Source organism: Rahnella sp. RFA10(1/100) (assembly GCF_004195115.1).
GTDB classification, from domain to species: domain Bacteria; phylum Pseudomonadota; class Gammaproteobacteria; order Enterobacterales; family Enterobacteriaceae; genus Rahnella; species Rahnella perminowiae.
The window spans coordinates 442,628-462,050 of record NZ_SEWR01000003.1 but is presented as its reverse complement, the minus strand read 5'-3'; the positions used below and the strand labels follow the sequence as shown (position 1 = coordinate 462,050).

16 protein-coding genes are annotated in these 19,423 nt (G+C 52.7%); 8 read left to right on the top strand and 8 right to left on the bottom strand.

The features are described from left to right. Positions 1-11 precede the first annotated feature (11 nt). The 4 genes from aceF (at position 12) to ETV65_RS25010 (ending at position 4,806) form a co-directional block, all read left to right on the top strand. Positions 12-1,907, top strand: coding sequence for a pyruvate dehydrogenase complex dihydrolipoyllysine-residue acetyltransferase (gene aceF / locus ETV65_RS12630; RefSeq protein ID WP_129953177.1), 1,896 nt, complete (start codon positions 12-14; stop codon positions 1,905-1,907). A gap of 213 nt (positions 1,908-2,120) precedes the next feature. Next, positions 2,121-3,545, top strand: coding sequence for a dihydrolipoyl dehydrogenase (gene lpdA, locus ETV65_RS12620; RefSeq protein WP_013576983.1), 1,425 nt, complete (start codon positions 2,121-2,123; stop codon positions 3,543-3,545). A gap of 16 nt (positions 3,546-3,561) precedes the next feature. Further along, on the top strand, positions 3,562-4,326 hold the full coding sequence (locus ETV65_RS25325; protein ID WP_129953175.1) for a FimD/PapC N-terminal domain-containing protein: 765 nt from the start codon (positions 3,562-3,564) through the stop codon (positions 4,324-4,326). Between the two features lie 69 nt (positions 4,327-4,395). Further along, positions 4,396-4,806, top strand: a complete 411-nt coding sequence (locus ETV65_RS25010) for a hypothetical protein (protein WP_240782834.1) — start codon at positions 4,396-4,398, stop codon at positions 4,804-4,806. A 75-nt stretch (positions 4,807-4,881) separates the two neighbouring features. Here the strand turns inward: ETV65_RS25010 and ETV65_RS12605 are convergent, their stop codons facing one another. Then, positions 4,882-5,397, bottom strand: a complete 516-nt coding sequence (locus tag ETV65_RS12605) for a hypothetical protein (RefSeq protein WP_129953174.1) — start codon at positions 5,395-5,397, stop codon at positions 4,882-4,884. An 813-nt stretch (positions 5,398-6,210) separates the two neighbouring features. Between ETV65_RS12605 and acnB the strand changes: the two genes are divergently transcribed. Together acnB and yacL are read left to right on the top strand one after the other, a co-directional pair. Beyond that, positions 6,211-8,808: a bifunctional aconitate hydratase 2/2-methylisocitrate dehydratase gene (gene acnB, locus ETV65_RS12600; protein WP_129953173.1), complete on the top strand. Its 2,598-nt coding sequence runs from the start codon at positions 6,211-6,213 to the stop codon at positions 8,806-8,808. 76 nt (positions 8,809-8,884) lie between these two features. After that, entirely contained in the window at positions 8,885-9,250 is a 366-nt protein-coding gene (gene yacL / locus ETV65_RS12595; protein ID WP_129953172.1) for a protein YacL, read from the top strand. A 1-nt stretch (position 9,251) separates the two neighbouring features. On the opposite strand, the gene yddG is transcribed toward yacL, so the two are convergent. The 7 genes from yddG to ETV65_RS12560 all read right to left on the bottom strand — a co-directional run bounded on the left by yddG (position 9,252) and on the right by ETV65_RS12560 (position 16,913). Next, positions 9,252-10,130, bottom strand: a complete 879-nt coding sequence (gene yddG / locus ETV65_RS12590; RefSeq protein WP_129953171.1) for an aromatic amino acid DMT transporter YddG — start codon at positions 10,128-10,130, stop codon at positions 9,252-9,254. Positions 10,131-10,233: 103 nt separating this feature from the next. Beyond that, positions 10,234-11,109 carry a hypothetical protein gene (locus ETV65_RS12585; RefSeq protein ID WP_129953170.1) on the bottom strand — a complete coding sequence of 292 codons (876 nt, stop codon included), beginning with the start codon at positions 11,107-11,109 and terminating at the stop codon, positions 10,234-10,236. A 333-nt stretch (positions 11,110-11,442) separates the two neighbouring features. After that, the gene (locus ETV65_RS12580; RefSeq protein ID WP_129953169.1) at positions 11,443-12,132 is read right to left on the bottom strand and encodes an SDR family oxidoreductase; all 690 of its coding nucleotides are present in this window, start codon (positions 12,130-12,132) and stop codon (positions 11,443-11,445) included. Between the two features lie 32 nt (positions 12,133-12,164). Continuing rightward, positions 12,165-13,343, bottom strand: coding sequence for an exo-alpha-sialidase (locus tag ETV65_RS12575; RefSeq protein ID WP_129953168.1), 1,179 nt, complete (start codon positions 13,341-13,343; stop codon positions 12,165-12,167). Continuing rightward, positions 13,340-14,761: a sodium:solute symporter family protein gene (locus ETV65_RS12570; protein WP_129953167.1), complete on the bottom strand. Its 1,422-nt coding sequence runs from the start codon at positions 14,759-14,761 to the stop codon at positions 13,340-13,342. Before ETV65_RS12570 ends, ETV65_RS12575 begins: the two co-directional genes overlap by 4 nt. An 84-nt stretch (positions 14,762-14,845) precedes the next feature. Continuing rightward, positions 14,846-15,733, bottom strand: a complete 888-nt coding sequence (locus ETV65_RS12565; RefSeq protein ID WP_129953166.1) for a dihydrodipicolinate synthase family protein — start codon at positions 15,731-15,733, stop codon at positions 14,846-14,848. A gap of 43 nt (positions 15,734-15,776) precedes the next feature. Next, positions 15,777-16,913, bottom strand: coding sequence for an iron-containing alcohol dehydrogenase (locus ETV65_RS12560; RefSeq protein WP_129953165.1), 1,137 nt, complete (start codon positions 16,911-16,913; stop codon positions 15,777-15,779). 191 nt (positions 16,914-17,104) lie between these two features. Between ETV65_RS12560 and ETV65_RS12555 the strand changes: the two genes are divergently transcribed. Both ETV65_RS12555 and ETV65_RS12550 read left to right on the top strand, forming a co-directional pair. Further along, the gene (locus tag ETV65_RS12555; RefSeq protein WP_240782833.1) at positions 17,105-18,445 is read left to right on the top strand and encodes a four-carbon acid sugar kinase family protein; all 1,341 of its coding nucleotides are present in this window, start codon (positions 17,105-17,107) and stop codon (positions 18,443-18,445) included. Continuing rightward, positions 18,438-19,418, top strand: coding sequence for a D-threonate 4-phosphate dehydrogenase (locus ETV65_RS12550; protein ID WP_129953164.1), 981 nt, complete (start codon positions 18,438-18,440; stop codon positions 19,416-19,418). The genes ETV65_RS12555 and ETV65_RS12550 overlap by 8 nt, the downstream gene beginning before the upstream one ends. Positions 19,419-19,423: the final 5 nt, after the last annotated feature.

Sequence of the window (19,423 nt, the reverse complement as noted above, 5' to 3'; positions counted from 1 at the left end):
GGTAAAGACAGATGGCTATTGAAATTAACGTACCGGATATCGGTGCAGATGCAGTGGAAGTCACCGAAATCATGGTGAAGGTGGGCGATAAAGTTGAAGCTGAACAATCGCTGATCACCGTTGAGGGCGATAAAGCTTCTATGGAAGTGCCTTCTCCACAGGCTGGCGTGGTCAAAGAAATTAAAGTTGCGGTTGGCGATACCGTTGAAACCGGCAAACTGATCATGATCTTCGACGCCGCTGATGGTGCTGCTGATGCGGCACCTGCGAAACAGGAAGCCAAAGCAGAAGAGAAAGCGCCTGCCGCCGCACCTGCTTCCAGCGAAAGCAAAGAAGTGAACGTGCCTGATATCGGTGGCGATGAAGTAGAAGTCACTGAAATCATGGTGAAAGTGGGTGACACAGTCGAAGCGGAACAATCGCTGATCACCGTAGAAGGCGATAAAGCTTCTATGGAAGTCCCTGCACCGTTCGCGGGTAAAGTAAAAGAGATCAAAATCGCTGCGGGCGATAAAGTCAGCACCGGCTCTCTGATCATGGTCTTCGACGTGGCAGGCTCGGGTGCAGCCGCACCTGCCGCTGCTGCAGAAACCAAATCAGACGCGGCACCTGCGGCTCCGGCTCAGTCCGGCAGCAAAGAAGTGAATGTACCTGATATCGGTGGCGACGAAGTGGAAGTCACTGAAATCATGGTGAAAGTCGGCGACAAAATCAGTGCTGAACAGTCACTGATCACCGTTGAAGGCGACAAAGCCTCAATGGAAGTCCCGGCACCGTTCGCGGGCACGGTGAAAGAAATCAAAATCGCGGCGGGCGATAAAGTCAGCACCGGTTCTCTGATCATGGTCTTTGAAGTAGAAGGCGCTGCGCCTGCTGCTCCGGCGGCTAAGAAAGAAGAAGCGGCTGCCCCGGCGAAACAGGAACAAAAAGCCGCTGCACCTGCTGTTAAAGCAGAGAGCAAAGGCGAATTCACTGAGAACGACGCTTACGTTCACGCCACGCCGGTTATCCGTCGTCTGGCCCGTGAATTCGGCGTTAACCTGGCGAAAGTGAAAGGGACTGGCCGTAAAGGTCGTATCCTGCGCGAAGACGTTCAGACTTACGTGAAAGATGCGGTCAAACGTGCGGAAGCCGCGCCGGCAGCCGCAACGAGTGGCGGTCTTCCTGGCATGTTGCCTTGGCCGAAAGTGGACTTCAGCAAATTCGGTGAAATTGAAGAAGTCGAACTGGGCCGTATCCAGAAAATCTCTGGTGCGAACCTGAGCCGTAACTGGGTGATGATCCCGCATGTTACGCATTTCGACAAAACCGATATCACTGAGCTGGAAGCGTTCCGTAAACAGCAGAACGATGAAGCCGCTAAACGCAAACTGGACGTGAAATTCACGCCGGTGGTCTTCATCATGAAAGCCGTTGCGGCTGCGCTTGAGCAGATGCCTCGCTTCAACAGTTCTCTGTCCGAAGATGGTCAGAAACTGACGCTGAAAAAATACATCAACATCGGTGTGGCGGTCGATACGCCAAACGGTCTGGTTGTTCCGGTCTTCAAAGACGTGAACAAAAAAGGCATCGCCGAGTTGTCCCGTGAGCTGATGGCGATCTCCAAGAAAGCCCGTGACGGTAAGCTGACTGCCGGTGAAATGCAGGGCGGTTGCTTCACCATCTCCAGCCTCGGCGGTATCGGGACGACCCATTTCGCGCCAATCGTTAATGCGCCGGAAGTGGCTATCCTGGGTGTCTCCAAGTCTGCCATTGAGCCAGTCTGGAACGGTAAAGAGTTCACACCGCGTCTGATGATGCCAATGTCGCTCTCCTTCGACCACCGTGTGATTGACGGGGCTGATGGTGCGCGCTTCATTACCATCATCAACAACGTGTTGTCTGACATTCGCCGTCTGGTGATGTAAGCGAAAAAGCCGGCCAGACGGCCGGCTTTTTTCTGATAATCTCTTCATGCTGTTTGGGATTTTCAGGCACTAAGCACAAATCGTATGCCGTTTGTTGTTTCAAATTTGTTAACAATTTTGTAAACTGCGGGCGGATAGAACGACCCGGTGGATGATGGGCGTTGCAACACAAAAATGACGTCAGACCCGCCGGACATAAATTAAGAGGTCATGATGAGTACTGAAATTAAAACTCAGGTCGTGGTACTTGGGGCTGGCCCTGCGGGCTATTCTGCTGCTTTCCGTTGCGCTGATTTAGGTCTTGAAACCGTTCTGGTTGAGCGTTATTCCACGCTCGGTGGCGTGTGCCTGAACGTAGGTTGTATCCCTTCTAAAGCTCTGCTGCATGTCGCGAAAGTGATCTCTGAAGCAAAAGCACTGGCTGAACATGGTATTGTTTTCGGCGAGCCGAAAACGGACATCGATAAAGTCCGCGTCTGGAAAGAAAAAGTTATCAACCAGCTGACCGGCGGTCTGTCCGGTATGGCGAAAGGCCGTAAAGTCAAAGTCGTGAACGGGCTGGGCAAATTTACTGGCGCGAATACTCTGGTTGTTGAAGGCGAAAATGGTCCGACGACCATCACTTTCGACAATGCCATCATTGCGGCGGGTTCCCGTCCAATCAAACTGCCATTCATTCCACATGATGATCCACGTGTCTGGGATTCCACTGATGCCCTGGAGCTGAAAAGCGTCCCTGAGCGTTTGCTGGTGATGGGCGGCGGTATTATCGGTCTGGAAATGGGCACCGTTTACCACGCACTGGGTTCTCAGATTGATGTGGTAGAAATGTTCGATCAGGTGATCCCTGCGGCTGATAAAGACGTCGTGAAAGTCTTCACTAAGAAAATCAGCAAGCAATTCAACCTGATGCTGGAAACCAAAGTGACCGCAGTAGAAGCCAAAGAAGATGGTATCTACGTCACGATGGAAGGTAAAAAAGCCCCGGCAGAACCACAGCGGTACGACGCCGTGCTGGTGGCTATCGGCCGCGTACCTAACGGCAAACTGCTGGAAGCAGGCGCTGCAGGTATCGAAGTGGACGACCGTGGTTTCATCCACGTCGACAAACAAATGCGCACCAACGTGCCACATATCTTTGCTATCGGCGATATCGTCGGTCAGCCAATGCTGGCACACAAAGGTGTTCACGAAGGTCACGTGGCTGCCGAAGTTATCTCCGGCAAGAAACACTACTTTGATCCGAAAGTCATTCCATCCATCGCCTACACTGAGCCGGAAGTTGCCTGGGTTGGCCTGACGGAGAAAGAAGCGAAAGAGAAAGGCATCAGCTACGAAACCGCCACCTTCCCGTGGGCAGCTTCAGGCCGTGCTATCGCGTCCGACTGTGCAGACGGTATGACCAAACTGATCTTCGACAAAGAATCTCACCGTGTTATCGGTGGTGCAATTGTCGGTACCAACGGCGGCGAGCTGCTGGGCGAGATCGGCCTGGCTATCGAAATGGGTTGTGATGCAGAAGATATCGCGCTGACCATCCATGCTCACCCGACGCTGCATGAGTCTGTGGGTCTGGCAGCAGAAATCTACGAAGGCAGCATTACTGACCTGCCAAACCCGAAAGCCAAGAAAAAGTAATCTTTGGCTTTTGCTGATGAACGCCTCTCCGGAGGCGTTTTTTTTTGCACTATTCCGCCTGAATGCCGGAGAAGATAACAGCCTGCGGATTATCCGCACCGGCGGCATATTACCCGACGATCGCGAATCCCTGTTCTGGCTGAACATCAAAGCCATTCCCCGCCTGCCTGAAGAATCCCCTGCCGGTTTATTGCAAATCGTGGTGAAGACCCGACTGAAGCTTTTTTATCGCCCCGCGGCGTTGCTCACCCCCGCAGGACAAAGCGCCTGGCGGCAACTGCAATTTTCCCGTGCGGGCGGACAGACGCCGGGTATTTACCGTGTGGATGTGTGGGTCAACGACATGCTGAAAGGGCGGCAGGATGTGACCTTTATTGCCCTGAAGGACCAGACGCTGTCGCCGTTATTCACCCCGGCAGAATGGCAGACCCTGGGGCTGAAAACCGGCAGCATTTCGGCATTACGCGACTGGCCGGCACAGAAACCGGTGGAGGATTTCGCTACCCTGATGTCCGGCGTGGTCGTCCATTTTGATTTTTCCCATCAGAAATTACTGATCACCCTTCCTCAGGAATTACTCGACACGCTGGCAAGGGGCGCGGTCAGCCCGGAATTATGGGATGAAGGCGCACCGGCCTTGCTGCTCAACTACAACCTCAGCGGTGCCAGTACCTGGCAAAACACGGGCGGCAGCGACCAGAACCAGTTTCTGGCCCTGTTTTCTGGCAAATTATGGGCGGTCTGTTCTACCGCTCCGGCCATGCCGCAGTCCTGGGATTGAAGTTCAGTTGCGGTGACATCTTCTTTGCCTGTTGGGGCGGATATTCCCGGAAGTCAGCATACTTTCAATGTGAGCGGTACTTGCGGTACGAGTGGCAGCAACGAACTCTCCGGCGACCCGATCATCGCCTGTTACTACGGAAACGGTACAGAAATCGCGGGTTTCCCTGGGGTTTACTCCACCGGCGTCAAGGGGGGCGGTATTGCCCTGACTAACTCCAGTGGGCAACGTGTGGTTGGCGGCGGGGTAAGTTGCGATACGCGCAACACATCGCTGGGTAACCTGGACAGCAGTCTCAACTATCAGATACTGAAAGGCGACACAACGCCTGTAAACCTCGGGCAACAATGGGCAATCACCCCTTCGGCCAGTGAAGGAAACCTGAGTATTCCTTTTTTTGCCCGCTACTATCTCAACGGGCAAACACTCAGCAGCGGTAGTGCGAATGGCACGGCGACGTTTACGATGATTTATTACTGAAAAAGGTCGCCCTTGCAAACGACCTGAAGTGAGGTTTGTTCTGATAAAAAATACGATATGTACGATGGCGTCGGCCTATTTATCATCAAAATCATACTGCGGGCTGCTTTGAAATGAGGGGTAGGATCGGAGGTTTTTATTTTTTAAGCGTGCTTCAAGCTCCGTTCTGGTTTTTAAAGGAAAGCTTTCATATTCTCTTTCTAACCTTATATTTCCGGCAGGTAAAAGGGCAAAGATATCATTATGAAGTGTTTTTATTTGTTGGCTGTAGACGCTGACTTCTGTAAGTGCAGCGTAGTAGTCAAATGCCCTGATCATAAACTGATGATGTTCATCCCCGGCGCATTGATCGATTTGGGCTGTGCCAAGGTATAAAACGGCTATGCTTACCGTTCGTTTATCAAAACCCTTGATATCCGCAGAAGTAATAAACGGCAGGGATTTCATTTCTGTCAAACATTCCTCTAGTTTAGTGTTGAGGTTCTTGTAGGCTAAAAGGTACTTATCACGGCTATATTCGATGTCTTCATTGATATGCGCAAAGCAAGGGGATGCCATCGTGAGCATCAACATCAGGAGGATTTTTTTCATACTGAACGTTCCTTGTTATTTAAACGCTTTTTCCATGCACTTCCAGAAATCATGTTCTGTGCCATGCGTTGTCGAAAATATCAGTTGCCTGTTTATTGAAAGGTAAATTTGGTTTTTTGCGTACTGGTCAAATGCCACATTACCATTGCATCCCATCATTTCAATACTCCTTAACTTTCATACTAAATATCAATAGTTAAACTACCATCATAAATTTTTTGCATTAAATAAACTGTAACTTTCTTTCTGAGTAATCAGTAATAAATCAATATTCAAAAACATATAGCGAAGTTATTTTTCCGAGCAATAAGTATTTCCTGCCAATGTTGTGTTTTGCGATCCGAAGATAAGTTCGGCAGTTATAAGATTGCTTTTCACTCACTTTCTGTTCAGGAAGCACTTATCTGCCAGCACATCGAAGAGACAAATCGACCGTCCTTTTGGGCGGTTTTTTGGTGTCTTTTTTCTGCATTTACTGCCATTTATTCCCTTGTATGATCAGGGTTGTTGTGATGATCTGGAGGGCGAATCGGGATGAACAGCCGATCCGTCTGTGCTCAACGATTCAGCAAAGATTTAATGTTGCTTTTATGTGAACGAATTAACAAGCGGGCAAAATCCTGCTATGCTGCCCAGGCGCTAAAGGGCACTGTGCTCAGGTTCAGGACGTATAGTTTCAGAACAAGAAACCCTCTTACCCGCAGTGTCCCCGATTCATCAGACCGCTTGAATTCCCCTGTCCCTACAGGCATGACGCGATGCTGATGATGGAAGCCAGGCATAATAAATGACAATGAGAGCGAGGAGAAAGTCGTGCTAGAAGAATACCGTAAGCACGTAGCCGAGCGTGCTGCAGAGGGCATCGTCCCTAAGCCACTTGATGCTTCACAGATGGCAGCGTTGGTTGAGTCCCTGAAGAATCCGCCGCAAGGCGAAGAAGACACTCTGTTAGACCTGCTGATTAACCGTGTTCCACCGGGCGTCGACGAAGCCGCCTATGTTAAAGCCGGGTTCCTGGCCGCCGTCGCCAAAGGCGAAACTACCTCTCCGTTGGTCACTCCTGAAAAAGCTGTTGAACTGCTGGGCACCATGCAGGGCGGTTACAACATTCACCCGCTGATCGACGCACTGGATAACGACACGCTGGCACCTATTGCCGCGAAAGCGCTGTCCCACACGTTGCTGATGTTTGATAACTTCTACGATGTGGAAGAAAAAGCACACGCGGGCAACGAACACGCGAAAAAAATCCTTCAGTCGTGGGCGGATGCCGAATGGTATCTGTCGCGCCCGCAACTGGCCGAAAAAATCACCGTCACCGTGTTTAAAGTGACCGGCGAAACCAATACCGATGATTTGTCACCTGCTCCGGATGCCTGGTCCCGTCCAGATATTCCTCTGCATGCGCTGGCAATGCTGAAAAATGAACGCGAAGGCATTCATCCGGATCAACCGGGCAGCGTCGGTCCGATCAAACAGATCGAAGAACTGAACAAAAAAGGTTTCCCGCTGGCTTATGTGGGTGACGTTGTCGGTACCGGTTCTTCGCGTAAATCAGCCACTAACTCCGTGCTGTGGTTCATGGGTGATGATATCCCTCATGTGCCAAACAAACGCGGCGGCGGTGTGGTGCTCGGCGGTAAAATCGCGCCAATTTTCTTCAACACCATGGAAGATGCCGGTGCCTTACCGATCGAAGTGGACGTGTCTAACCTGAACATGGGCGATGTCATCGACATCTACCCTTACAAAGGCGAAGTGCGTCACCACGAAACCGACGAAGTGCTCGCCACTTTCGAACTGAAAACCGACGTACTGCTCGACGAAGTGCGTGCAGGTGGTCGTATTCCATTGATCATCGGCCGTGGTTTAACCACCAAAGCCCGTGAATCGCTGAAATTACCGCAGAGCGAAGTGTTCCGCATTGCGAAACCCGTCGCTGCAAGCAATAAAGGTTTCTCGCTGGCGCAGAAAATGGTGGGCCGCGCCTGTGGCGTTGCCGGTGTTCGTCCGAACGAATATTGCGAACCCAAAATGACATCGGTGGGTTCTCAGGACACCACCGGTCCGATGACCCGTGATGAACTGAAAGACCTGGCGTGTCTGGGCTTCTCCGCCGATCTGGTGATGCAGTCATTCTGTCATACCGCGGCGTATCCTAAGCCGGTTGACGTGACCACCCATCACACGCTGCCTGATTTCATCATGAACCGTGGCGGTGTTTCACTGCGCCCGGGCGATGGCATTATTCACTCCTGGCTGAACCGCATGCTGCTGCCTGATACAGTTGGCACCGGCGGTGACTCCCATACCCGTTTCCCGATTGGGATTTCTTTCCCGGCGGGTTCCGGTCTGGTGGCCTTTGCGGCAGCGACCGGCGTGATGCCTCTTGATATGCCGGAATCCGTTCTGGTGCGTTTCAAGGGCAAAATGCAACCGGGCATCACCCTGCGTGATCTGGTGCATGCGATCCCTTACTACGCGATTAAAGAAGGCCATCTGACCGTTGAGAAGAAAGGTAAGAAAAACCTCTTCTCTGGCCGTATTCTGGAAATCGAAGGCTTGCCGGAACTGAAAGTAGAACAGGCATTTGAACTGGCGGATGCGTCTGCAGAGCGTTCAGCGGCAGGTTGTACGATCAAACTGGATCAGGCACCGATCAAAGAATACCTCAGCTCCAACATTGTATTGCTGAAGTGGATGATCTCTGAAGGTTACGGCGATCGTCGTACTATTGAGCGTCGTATCAAAGGCATGGAAGAGTGGCTGGCGAATCCTACCCTGCTCGAAGCGGATGCGGATGCCGAATACGCGGCTGTGATCGAAATCGATCTGGCGGACATCAAAGAGCCAATCCTTTGTGCGCCGAACGATCCGGATGATGCGCGTCTGCTGTCTTCCGTACAGAACAGCAAAATCGATGAAGTCTTTATCGGTTCGTGCATGACTAACATTGGTCACTTCCGTGCGGCCGGTAAACTGCTCGACAGCCATAAAGGCGCGTTACCAACCCGTCTGTGGGTTGCACCACCGACTAAAATGGATGCGGCACAGCTGACTGAAGAGGGCTATTACAGCGTCTTTGGTAAGAGCGGGGCGCGTGTAGAAATACCGGGCTGTTCACTGTGCATGGGTAACCAGGCGCGTGTGGCCGACGGTTCTACCGTGGTTTCCACTTCTACCCGTAACTTCCCGAACCGTCTGGGCAATGGCGCTAACGTCTATCTGGCTTCCGCAGAACTGGCCGCGGTGGCGTCCCTGCTGGGTCGCCTGCCAACACCGGAAGAATATCTCGGTTATATGGCAGAAGTAGATAAGACTGCGGTGGATACCTACCGTTATCTGAACTTCGACAAACTGAGCGAATATACGGATAAAGCTGACGGTGTGATCTTCCAAACCGCAGTCTAAATCGCTATATTTGCGCCAGTGTTGAAAGGGAGCTTCGGCTCCCTTTTTTATTGTGATTTTTCCAGAGGACTGCGCCATGGATTACGATTTTTTACGCGACATCACCGGTGAGGTCAAAGTGCGTTTTTCAATGGGCCACGAAGTGCTGGGCCACTGGCTGAATGAAGAAGTGAAGGGCGACCTGAGCGTGCTCGATCACGTTGAAGCCGCGCTGAGTGAGCTGAAAGGCAGCGAACGCCAGACGCAAATGGTTGGCCATGAATACACGCTGCTGTTAGCCGACGATGAGGTGATGATCCGCGCCAATCAGCTGGATTTCGACGGTGATGAGATTGAAGAAGGCATGAGCTATTACGACGAAGAAAGTCTGGCATTTTGCGGTGTCGAGGACTTCCTGCAAGTCCTCGCTAAATACCGTTCTTTTGTGACAACCTACCGCTGAGTTACTTGCCCCGCGAGGCGGTCCAGCAGAGCAGCGAACCGCCGACTACCATCAGCACCCCCGGCCAGAAACTCGCGCCCGGCAGTGTGTGCAGCCATAATCCGGCAATCAGAATCGATGACAGCGGCGTGAAGTACGACAATGCGGCCACCAGCGTCGCATTGCCTTTTTTCATCGCGATATCCCAGCACTGATACGAAATGGCCGTCACCGCGCCCATCGCCAGCAATTCGAGAATGGCCGGTAACGTCAGGCTGATACGGCTGGAAGAATACGTGAAGTACAGTGCCCACAGCACACCGCCAGTTGCCAGCAAAAACAGCGGTAGCACGCCTTTACCTTTACACAATACGCGCACCAGATTGGAATACAGCGCCCATGAAACGGCAGCACCCAATGCCAGACCATAAGCCACCGGGTTGCCGTGCACATTGCGCATTAGCTGATGAATATCCAGCCCGTGACCGCCGCTGATCGCCCATAACACGCCTGCAAACGCCAGTACTGCCCCCGGCCAGATCCACCAGCGTACGCGCAATTTCAGCAGCGGTACCGCAAACAGCAGCGTCAGACTTGGCCACAAATAATTGATCAACCCGAGTTCCAGCGTTTGCTGACGGGTATGCGCCAGACCAATCGCCAGCGAAAACGCCACCATATAAAAGATAAATAACAGACCGCAGATGATCAGATAGGCCGCAGATTCGCCGCGCAACGTTGGCTTGCCGCCGACCATCCAGACTAAAATCCCACTGACAGTATAAATTGACGCGGCCGCGCCAAAGGGCCCCAGAGATTCGGACAAACTGCGGGTGAGCGCCACGCTCATACTCCACAATAAAATGGCGAGAACGCCACACAGCGTTGCAAAACGATCCATAAGAAAGGTAAGCCTCTGGAAAAGGAGGCTTTTAAGATAAGCGATTGTCCCGGTTATTTACACCGGAACAATCCGCTTGAGGGGCGCTGAGTTGCTGAAATCATCAGAAGTAGAAACCGACTTCCAGACCCACGGTGGAAGTGGTGGTCGCGGGCTGATAATAACCGACGGTACGTCCGTTCAGATCACCTTGTTTCTCGTCAGACTTACCGTATTTCTGATGCACATAACTGGCTTTCACAAAAACATCTTTGTTGATATTCCAGGTCAGGCTGGTAAATGGCGAAAGCCTGGATTTCGGCTCCAGCCAGACCGAGCCCTGATTGCTGTGCGTCCAGGTTTTAATCGGATACAGCGCACCGCCTTCCAGACTCAGACGTGAATCTGTGGTCATTTGCCAGTTCGCACCCAATGACGCTTTAGCGTAAGGTTGCACAGTCACTTCCACGGCGGTGTACTGCCGCGTGGCATTTTCTGAGGCGATATAAACATCATCAGAGCGGATATTTCTCAGCCATGCCTGGCCGCCAAGCGCGCCTTTCATATCGAAAGAAACACTGTCGGATGCCCGGTAACGGTAGCCGCGGGTCATGTCCGCACTGTAGCCGGTGTAATAGGTTTTGCCCTTGAGCGATCCGTTTTGCACGTTGGCCTGATCGTCAAGCGTACTGCCTTTATAACGGACGATCCCGAACATGACGCTCATGTCCCAGGCTTTTAATAAGCCGCTTTGCGTATCAAGATAATTATTGGATCCGAAATTAACGCGCAGGCGCGGGCCATGTTCAGCAACATATTTACCGTCCATATTATCGACGGATTCGTCCCACTTATAATATTCAGCACCGTAACTCACATAGTGCCGCATCCCTTCAGTATTGCTGCTTAACAAATTTTCCCCGGCCCGGGAAACCCCGGAAACCAATAAAGAACTCGCGACCAGCAGGCTGGATACGGTCTTTAATTTAATCATTTTCATGTTTTATTTCTGCTTGCGGTGGATGGAGCTGTTTGCTTAGTAAGCAATGACGCGATGCTAATGGGCGGGCGGGGATAATTAAAGCAATTTATCTGTTTTTAATAAAAAAGCGATCTTTTGATCTTCCATAAGCTAAATTATTGGTTATAGATAAATTATATTTGATTTAGGGTTTGTGTATTGTTTTTTAAATTTGGCTTAATAGCTAGATCGATTGACGATAAATTTGACTTAAATAAAAATTTAATCACTCTTTAACTATTAATTTGCCTTAAGAAGTATAGCCGGTTTTTATACCGGCCAGGATATTTTACTTAAGGATTGCTTATTGAGTTACAGCGATGCGCCGCCGCAAATGATTAATTGCTGACCGGTAATCGCAGCCGCAGAAGGAGAAAGTAAATAACAGACTAAATCGGCAACTTCCTGGGGCTGAATAAACCGGCCAATCGGTGGCAATTTAGGCGGAGAACTTTGCCGTTGCGGATTATCCAGCATCGGGGTTTGCGTCGCGCCGGGAGCCACAATATTGACGGTAATGCCGCGCGGTGCCAGCTCTGCTGCCCAGCTGCGCGCCATGCCGGTCATGGCGGATTTTGTGGCGACGTACTGGCTGCGACCGGCGGCACCCGATGACGTCCGGCTGCCCAGCAATACGATGCGCCCGCCGTCGGGCATTTTATCTACCAGCCGGTCAGCCAGCACTTCTGCCACGCCAATATGCAGTTTCCACAATGCTTCGCTGGCCTGCAGATCCAGTTGCCCCAGCGGCGCTGCTTGCATCATGCCTGCGGCGTGAACCACGGCATCCACCTGAGGCAGTGTTTCCAGAAATGCCGTCAGTTGTGTCGTGCCGGTGATATCCAGCAGGATACCGGTAAAGTGAGGATGAGAAAAACTCACTTCACGGCGCGCCAGTCCGGTCACTTTCCAGCCCTGCGCCAGCAGTGTCAGGCACACCGTTTCGCCAATGCCTGAGCTGCATCCTGTCACCAGCGCGTGTTTACTCGGTGTTGGGTTCATGGCTTACTCCTGACAATGAGGCCGGGCCGGTATCAGCCTTTTACCCAGGATTCTTCAACGCAGACGTATTTGATCGCCTGCCTGTAGTAGGTGAAGGCGATATGCAGTTCGCCGTTCAGCCCCTGCCTGATGCTGGGATAAGAAAATTCGCGGTTCAGTTTTTGCTGTGAGTTATTGGTCATGCAATAGCCATCGCCGGTTTCCAGATCGCGCAGGTATGGCCACGAGCGGCCACCGTCTTCCGAAATCGCCAGTGTCATCGGTGCGCGCGGAGCGCCCCAGAAGGCTGTGCGGCCACCGGTTTCCCCCGGCGTTTCGGTACGTACGTCGTCGTCTTCATCTTCAATCTCGTCATACAGCGAGGCCCGGCGTTCGCTGGCATCGGCGGCGCTGAGATTATTGAAGACCAGCGCCAGATGCCCGTTGGCGAGCGTCGTCACCTGAATCGATGAGTTATTGTTAGGCAGTGCGGTCGGTTGCGGCGCGCTCCAGCTATTGCCGCTATCCACGGAACGGCTCTGGTAGATGAAATCTGCCCAGCGGCTGCGGTACAACGCCAGCAGGCTGCCGTCGTGCAGCGGCGTGATGTTCATATGCACGCAGCCGGTGCTTTCTGGCACTGCCACGTCACGCCAGGTTTTGCCCTTATCACTGGAAATTTTGACGGCGCTGTCGTCATTGTTGCCGACCCATTTTTCACCGGGCTGTGTGCGGCAATAAAATACCGGCAGCAGCCAGTCACCGTTGGCCAGCACGGTGACCGGCTGACGGATAAAAGTGCCGGGCTCACCGAGTAATGTACCGATTTCTCCCCAGCTTTTTCCCATGTCGTGGGACTGACGAAAACGCACAATCGCGGTGTCCTGATTGCCGGATTTCTGCGCGGTGTACATCAGCCAGAGCACATTATCCGGGTCAAGAAACAGCACCGGATTTTGCTCGGAACGGCTGGCATCCTCTGAAAGTTTCACCGGCCGGCTCCAGACCTGCGCACCTTTTTCCAGGCGCGACAGGTAAATGGAAATATCAGCGATACCTTCCTGGGTACCGGCAAACCATGTGCATAACAGGCTGCCGTCGGGTAAAGGCAGCAGATTGGCGGCATGATTTTGCGGACAATCCGACGGCAACATAGCCTCACGGCGCGCGGCGTCATGTTCAGCAGTATGAACTTTGCCGCTGCGTTCGACGGTTAGCGTTTCAGTGATCATCTTAAGGCTCCAGACTTTTGAATAATGTGTGCATTTTTGTTTTTATTGGTGCGCTGTGGGATCAGACGGTCAACCAACATAATGATGGCCGGTGTGACCAGCGCGATATACATGTTATTGATACCAAATGGATCGCCGAGCAGGTACCAGACGGAGGTCACTACGCAGGCACCAATCAGACCGGCATTTGCACCGCGCGCACTTTTAAAGAACGGCAGATAAAAGGCCATCACCGCGACCACGGAAATCGACAGACGGATAGCGCGGGTGAAGAACGACAGCTTCAGCACTTCCGGCACCAGTAACACGAAAATCAGCGGCAGGAAGCCAATCAGCAGCGACAGCCAGCGGGTCATTTTGAACTCGCGCTCCGGCGTCGGGTTGCGGTAAGGCACGTAGAAATCTTTCACAATCAGCGAGGCAATGGCCAGCGCGACGGTACTCACGCTGACGAAAATCGACGCCACCAGCGAGGTAGTGACCAGACCGGCAAGCCACGGATTCATGTCCTGAATGAAGATTGGCAGGGCATACAGGCTGTTCATTTCAGGATGCAGAAACTTCGCCGCGACACCGATCATGCCAATCGCCAGCGCAATCGGAATGCAGAAGAAGAAAGCAACCCAGGTTGCGCGTTTGGCAGACTCGGCGCTTTTGGTCGATGAAATCGCCTGAATGACGAATTGCGTACAGAAGATGGAGCCGATGGTGCCGATCAGCCACGCGAAGATGGTGCTGGCACCGATGCTGCCGTCCCACGTCCAGTAGAAATCAGGCATCTCTTTGACCATCGGCATCACGCCGCCGGTCATGTGCAGTGCGATGCCCAGAATGATCAGTACGCCGATGTACTTGATGGCGCTGTGCAACATGGTGACCCACGCCATGCCTTTCATGCCGCCGAAGGCGAAGTAGAACGTACTGACCACGGCGGTGATAAACGCCGCGACCGGCAGGTTCACTTTCAGCACGGTGGAAATTGCCGCCGCACCGCTGACGTAGTTACCGACGTTCACCAGCAGCAGGGCGTAAATCATGATGAGCGAAATAATGTTCTTGGTGGTATTGCCGTACTTCTCGGCAATCGCCCCGGAAATGGTGATTTTTCCGGTGTTATAAATGCGTTTTACCAGCAGTAAACCGAATATCGGGAAGCCGATGGCCGCACCCAGGATCGACCAGGACGCGGCGAAACCGCCTTCAAACGCCGCCTGTGCGGTACCGATGGTGGATTTTGCGCCGATGTATTCCGACATCAGCAACACGCCGACGATAAAGGCCGGCATTGCACGCGAGCCTTCCATGAAATCGCCGTTGGTTTTACTGCGTAACCGGTAGGTCAGCCAGGTGGTAAACACGATGTAGGCCAGAACTATACCGATGATAATTAACGTATCTGATGAGCTAAATTCTTTCATTTTTTCCTCACACAGCGCGTAGGGGACCCTGCCTGCGGATTTTCATGCGCAGGTGTCGGTGGATTCAGAAGGTGTAAGGCGCGTTTAATCGCGCAAATTAAAGGTCTTAATAACGGTCAGGATCTTTTGTGTATCGTCCTGCGTGAATTCGACCGGATACCGGCTTTCACCCACGTTAAAACCGAGCAGATTCACGGCTTTTTTAACCACAGCCGGGGAAAATGCGATGCTGTAAAGATCGGTTCGGATCTGATTGATATCGGCCTGAACGATTTCGGCCGCTGGCGCATTGTTTTCCTGCCAATGGCGGTAAACGGCATTCACCTGAGCAGGAATAATATTGGCGATACCGGAAATACATCCGGCACTGCCTTCGGTGAAACCTTTGTAAATCAGTGAGTCCGGCCCGGTCAGCACATCAAAATCCGCAAACTGACGACTGACCTCATGGAAGCCGTGCAGGCTTTCCCACGAACCGGCGCTGTCTTTAATGCCTTTGATGTTCGGATGGTCGGCCAGCACACGCACGACCTCTGGCGTCAGCGTATTGCCGGTGCGGGCGGGAATATTGTAGAGATACACCGGCACGGTCAGCGCATCGGCCACCGCGCGAAAATGCGCGATCAGTTCCTGCGGACGCAATGCCGCAAACCACGGTGTAATCACTGACACGGCGCGCACGCCGAGTTTTTCAATCTGTTTGCCCAGCCTGAGTGTGTCACGGGTAGAAATCTCGCCGACATGCGACATCACGCCCGTGTCATCCCCTGCGGCTTCAAGACAGATTTCTGTTACCTGAATTTTTTCCTGCTCGCTGAGCATAAAAAATTCCCCGTTGGTGCCGTTGCAGAAAATATTATTACCTGCCTGTTTCTGGCGTTTTACCTGCTGGCGCAATGCGTCGCTATCGAGTTTTCCGTCAGCGGAAAAGGGCGTCACAATCGCGGTATAAACTCCGGTAATGTTATTCATCTTATTCTCTTCACGTCGTTGTCATCGGATACGAAATAAGGGGTTATCTGATGCTGCGGTAAATTTCTTCTATTTGGTTTTTCTCAACCGGCATGGGCACATTTTTAATCAAACGTTGTACCTCTATTGCCCCCTGCGACAAATAGGGAATGTCGTCAGGTGTGATATTCAGCTGGCTTAATTTGACCGGTAAATCCAGGCGATGTACCAGTGCGTCAAAATATTCCACCAGCGCATAGGATTTTTCTTCCTCACTTAATTTCCGGTCAGCGTCCGGAATTAAATCCCAGGCGCGGGCGAATTTACTGACCGCCGACGGTCGTACAAACGCCATGCACGGTGCCAGCAGAATGGCATTCGCAATCCCATGAGGAATGTGATATTTCCCGCCGAGCGGATAGGACATCGCATGCACCATATGCGTACCGGCATGGGCAATCGACGCGCCGCCGTAATAAGACGCCCACAGCATATCCAGCCGTGCTGCCAGATTTCCCGGCTCAGCGACGGCCGTTTCGATACTGGCGAACAGTTTCTTCATGCCGACCAGGGCAAAGTTGTCACTGACCGGACTGGCGATCACTGACGTAAAGCATTCGAACAGATGGCACAGCGCATCAATGCCGGTGGAGGCCGCGATGTGCGCAGGCATACTGGTGGTCAGTTCCGGCACCAGCGCCACATAATCAGGCAGCATCACTGGCGTAATAATGCCGACTTTGGTTTCCTTTTCCGGGATAGCCAGAATCGCGTTTGGCGTGGATTCTGACCCGGTGCCGGCAGTGGTCGGGATCAGCAAAGACGGGGTGCGGCGCTGCGGCTTTTCACCGGCCAGCAGGCTTTCCAGCGTGACGTTTTCATCGCCCGCACAAAGCAGGGAAAGCAGTTTTGCCACATCCAGCACGCTGCCGCCGCCTGCGCCAATCACCAGATCTACGACAGGCTTTTTCAGCGCGCTTAGGATCGCCGTCACGTCATGCTGGCTTGGCTCCGGCGGTACGTTATCAATTACCGTCACCTGACAGCCTGCTTTCTGCATCTGTGCTATCAGCGATTGCACCGGCGGCAGGCCGATAATGTTCTTATCGCTGACCAGCAGCACCTGTCGTTTTCCGGTCAGAAGGTAGCCAATGTCCTGTAATGACTGATAACCGCTGATGATCGTACTGTCTATATTCATGCCTGATTCCTGCCGTCTGAGTCTTTTGTAAGAGTGAGTTCAATCACCAAAGGTCGATATACCTCACATCGTCAGGGCAATTTATAGGCGAAATTGAAGTTGAATAATTTGATGTTGCTCACATATAATCAATCATGATTGAATATAATCACATCCAGTAAGATTAACCCAACCCGATCCTTTACGGAGCCATGATGGCTGAAACACTGACAATCCCGGCGTATCGCACGCCTGCCGCGCTTCTGGTTATCGCTGACGATTTTACCGGCGCGAATGACACCGGCGTGGCGCTTGTCCGCCAGGGGCTGACCGCGCATGTGCAGTTTGATATTCAGACTGAAGTGCAGAGGGGCAGCAGCGCAAGCGCGGTGATTTACAGCAGTGACAGCCGGGCGCTGAGCGCGGCACAGGCGGCACAGAAAGTGACTCTGGCTGTGCAGGCGGGAATGACAGCCATCTCTGGTCAGCATTGGGTGTTTAAAAAAATTGATTCCACTCTGCGCGGCAATTTAGGGGCAGAAACCGAAGCGGCGCTGACGGCGCTCAATTGCCCGCTGGCGATTGTCGCTCCCGCTGTGCCTGCACTTGGTCGTGTGGTGGCGGATGGTAAATGTTACGTCAACGGCCAATTGCTGACTGAAACCGAATTTGCGAGCGATCCGAAAACGCCGGTGCATACCGCCAGCATAGCAGAGCGACTGGCTGAACAGACGTCGCTGAAACAGCACCACGTCAGCCTTGAAGCGTTACGAAGCGGTGATTTGCACAAAGTGATATTTGCTCTTGTGGCGTCCGGCGTCCGCATTCTGATAGCGGACAGCGAGACGCCAGAAGATCTGAAGCTGATTGTTCAGGCCGCTGAAAGCCTGCCATTCAGACCGCTGATGGTGGGGGCTTCGGGTCTTATCCATGCGCTGACCGATGCCGCGTTGCATGACAATGAACATCCTCCGGTGATATCCGGTAAGAAATTGCCGTTGCTGGCAGTGGTCGGTTCGATGAGTGAAATCGCCTTGCAACAGGTGGCCTGCGTAATGCAGCACAGGGCGATTTCGCTGCTGGATATCGATGTTATGCCTTTGTTTTCAGATGAATTTATCGATATACAGCAAACGCTGGTCGCGCAGATTTCTCAAGCGCTGGCGCAGGGCAAACACTGTGTGATCCGCACGTCGCAGGGCGCAGAACAGCGGCACCGGATTGCGCAATTTTGCCAGCAATATGACATCAGCCGCTCGCAGATGGGCGAGCGGATTGCCGCCTTTCTCGGGCAACTGATCCGGCATGTCCTACAGCAGACGCATCCGGGCGGCATTTACCTTACCGGCGGTGATATCGCGCTGGCGGTGGTTCGTGCGCTCGGGGCAAAAGGTTTTGAAATTAAAGGACAAATTGCAGGCTGCGTTCCCTGGGGATATCTGCAAGGCAGTCAGATTCACCGGCTGCCGGTCATGACCAAGGCCGGAGGGTTCGGTACCGAAAGTACGCTACTTGAAGTTTTACGCTTTATTGAGGAGAAGTTGAGTGACTAAAATTATCGCAGTAACGATGGGTGACCCTGCCGGTATCGGCCCTGAAATTATCATTAAAGCGTTGGCTGAAGGTGAGCTTTCCGGCACGAAAGCGGTGGTGGTCGGTTGTGCCGCCACATTCCGCCGTATCCTTGGCTTAGGTATCACGCCTGCAGCGGAACTGCGTATTATCGATGACGTCTCGCAGGCGAATTTCGCGCCCGGTGTGATTAACGTTATTGACGAACCGCTGGCAAATCCTGATGCACTGGTGCCGGGCAAAGTGCAAAAAGAGGCCGGGGATCTGGCTTATCGCTGTGTAAAACGCGCGACAGAACTGGCCATGGCCGGACAGGTGCACGCCATTGCTACCGCACCGCTGAATAAAGAAGCGCTGCATTCTGCCGGGCATATTTATCCGGGACATACCGAACTGCTGGCGAAACTCACTGACAGCCGCGACTACGCGATGGTGCTTTACACCGACAAACTCAAGGTTATCCACGTCAGCACGCATATCGCGCTGCGTAAATTCCTCGATACGCTCAGTCACGAGCGGGTAGAAACGGTGATTCAGATGGCGGATACCTTCCTGCGTCGCGTCGGTTATGAAAATCCACGTATCGCTGTCGCCGGTGTGAATCCGCATGCGGGTGAAAACGGGCTGTTCGGTGATGAAGAAATTAAGATTGTCGGGCCGTCGGTAGAGAAAATGAAAGCCAAAGGAATTAACGTCTACGGTCCATGCCCGCCGGATACGGTTTTCCTGCAAACTTATGAAGGGATGTACGATATGGTGGTCGCGATGTATCACGATCAGGGCCATATCCCGCTGAAACTGATGGGATTCTATGACGGGGTGAACATCACCGCCGGTCTGCCGTTCATCCGCACGTCGGCTGACCATGGCACCGCGTTTGATATTGCGTGGACAGGAAAAGCCAAGTCTGAGAGCATGGCGATCTCTATTCAGTTAGCCGTACAACTGGCGTAATTTCG

Excerpts from the sequence above, each read along its gene's own strand:
- aceF (WP_129953177.1), top strand. The coding sequence starts at position 12 with ATGGCTATTGAAATTAACGTACCGGATATCGGTGCAGATGCAGTGGAA.
- lpdA (WP_013576983.1), top strand. The coding sequence starts at position 2,121 with ATGAGTACTGAAATTAAAACTCAGGTCGTGGTACTTGGGGCTGGCCCT.
- ETV65_RS25325 (WP_129953175.1), top strand. The coding sequence starts at position 3,562 with ATGAACGCCTCTCCGGAGGCGTTTTTTTTTGCACTATTCCGCCTGAAT.
- ETV65_RS12605 (WP_129953174.1), bottom strand. The coding sequence starts at position 5,397 with ATGAAAAAAATCCTCCTGATGTTGATGCTCACGATGGCATCCCCTTGC.
- yacL (WP_129953172.1), top strand. The coding sequence starts at position 8,885 with ATGGATTACGATTTTTTACGCGACATCACCGGTGAGGTCAAAGTGCGT.
- yddG (WP_129953171.1), bottom strand. The coding sequence starts at position 10,130 with ATGGATCGTTTTGCAACGCTGTGTGGCGTTCTCGCCATTTTATTGTGG.
- ETV65_RS12585 (WP_129953170.1), bottom strand. The coding sequence starts at position 11,109 with ATGAAAATGATTAAATTAAAGACCGTATCCAGCCTGCTGGTCGCGAGT.
- ETV65_RS12580 (WP_129953169.1), bottom strand. The coding sequence starts at position 12,132 with ATGAACCCAACACCGAGTAAACACGCGCTGGTGACAGGATGCAGCTCA.
- ETV65_RS12575 (WP_129953168.1), bottom strand. The coding sequence starts at position 13,343 with ATGATCACTGAAACGCTAACCGTCGAACGCAGCGGCAAAGTTCATACT.
- ETV65_RS12570 (WP_129953167.1), bottom strand. The coding sequence starts at position 14,761 with ATGAAAGAATTTAGCTCATCAGATACGTTAATTATCATCGGTATAGTT.
- ETV65_RS12565 (WP_129953166.1), bottom strand. The coding sequence starts at position 15,733 with ATGAATAACATTACCGGAGTTTATACCGCGATTGTGACGCCCTTTTCC.
- ETV65_RS12560 (WP_129953165.1), bottom strand. The coding sequence starts at position 16,913 with ATGAATATAGACAGTACGATCATCAGCGGTTATCAGTCATTACAGGAC.
- ETV65_RS12555 (WP_240782833.1), top strand. The coding sequence starts at position 17,105 with ATGATGGCTGAAACACTGACAATCCCGGCGTATCGCACGCCTGCCGCG.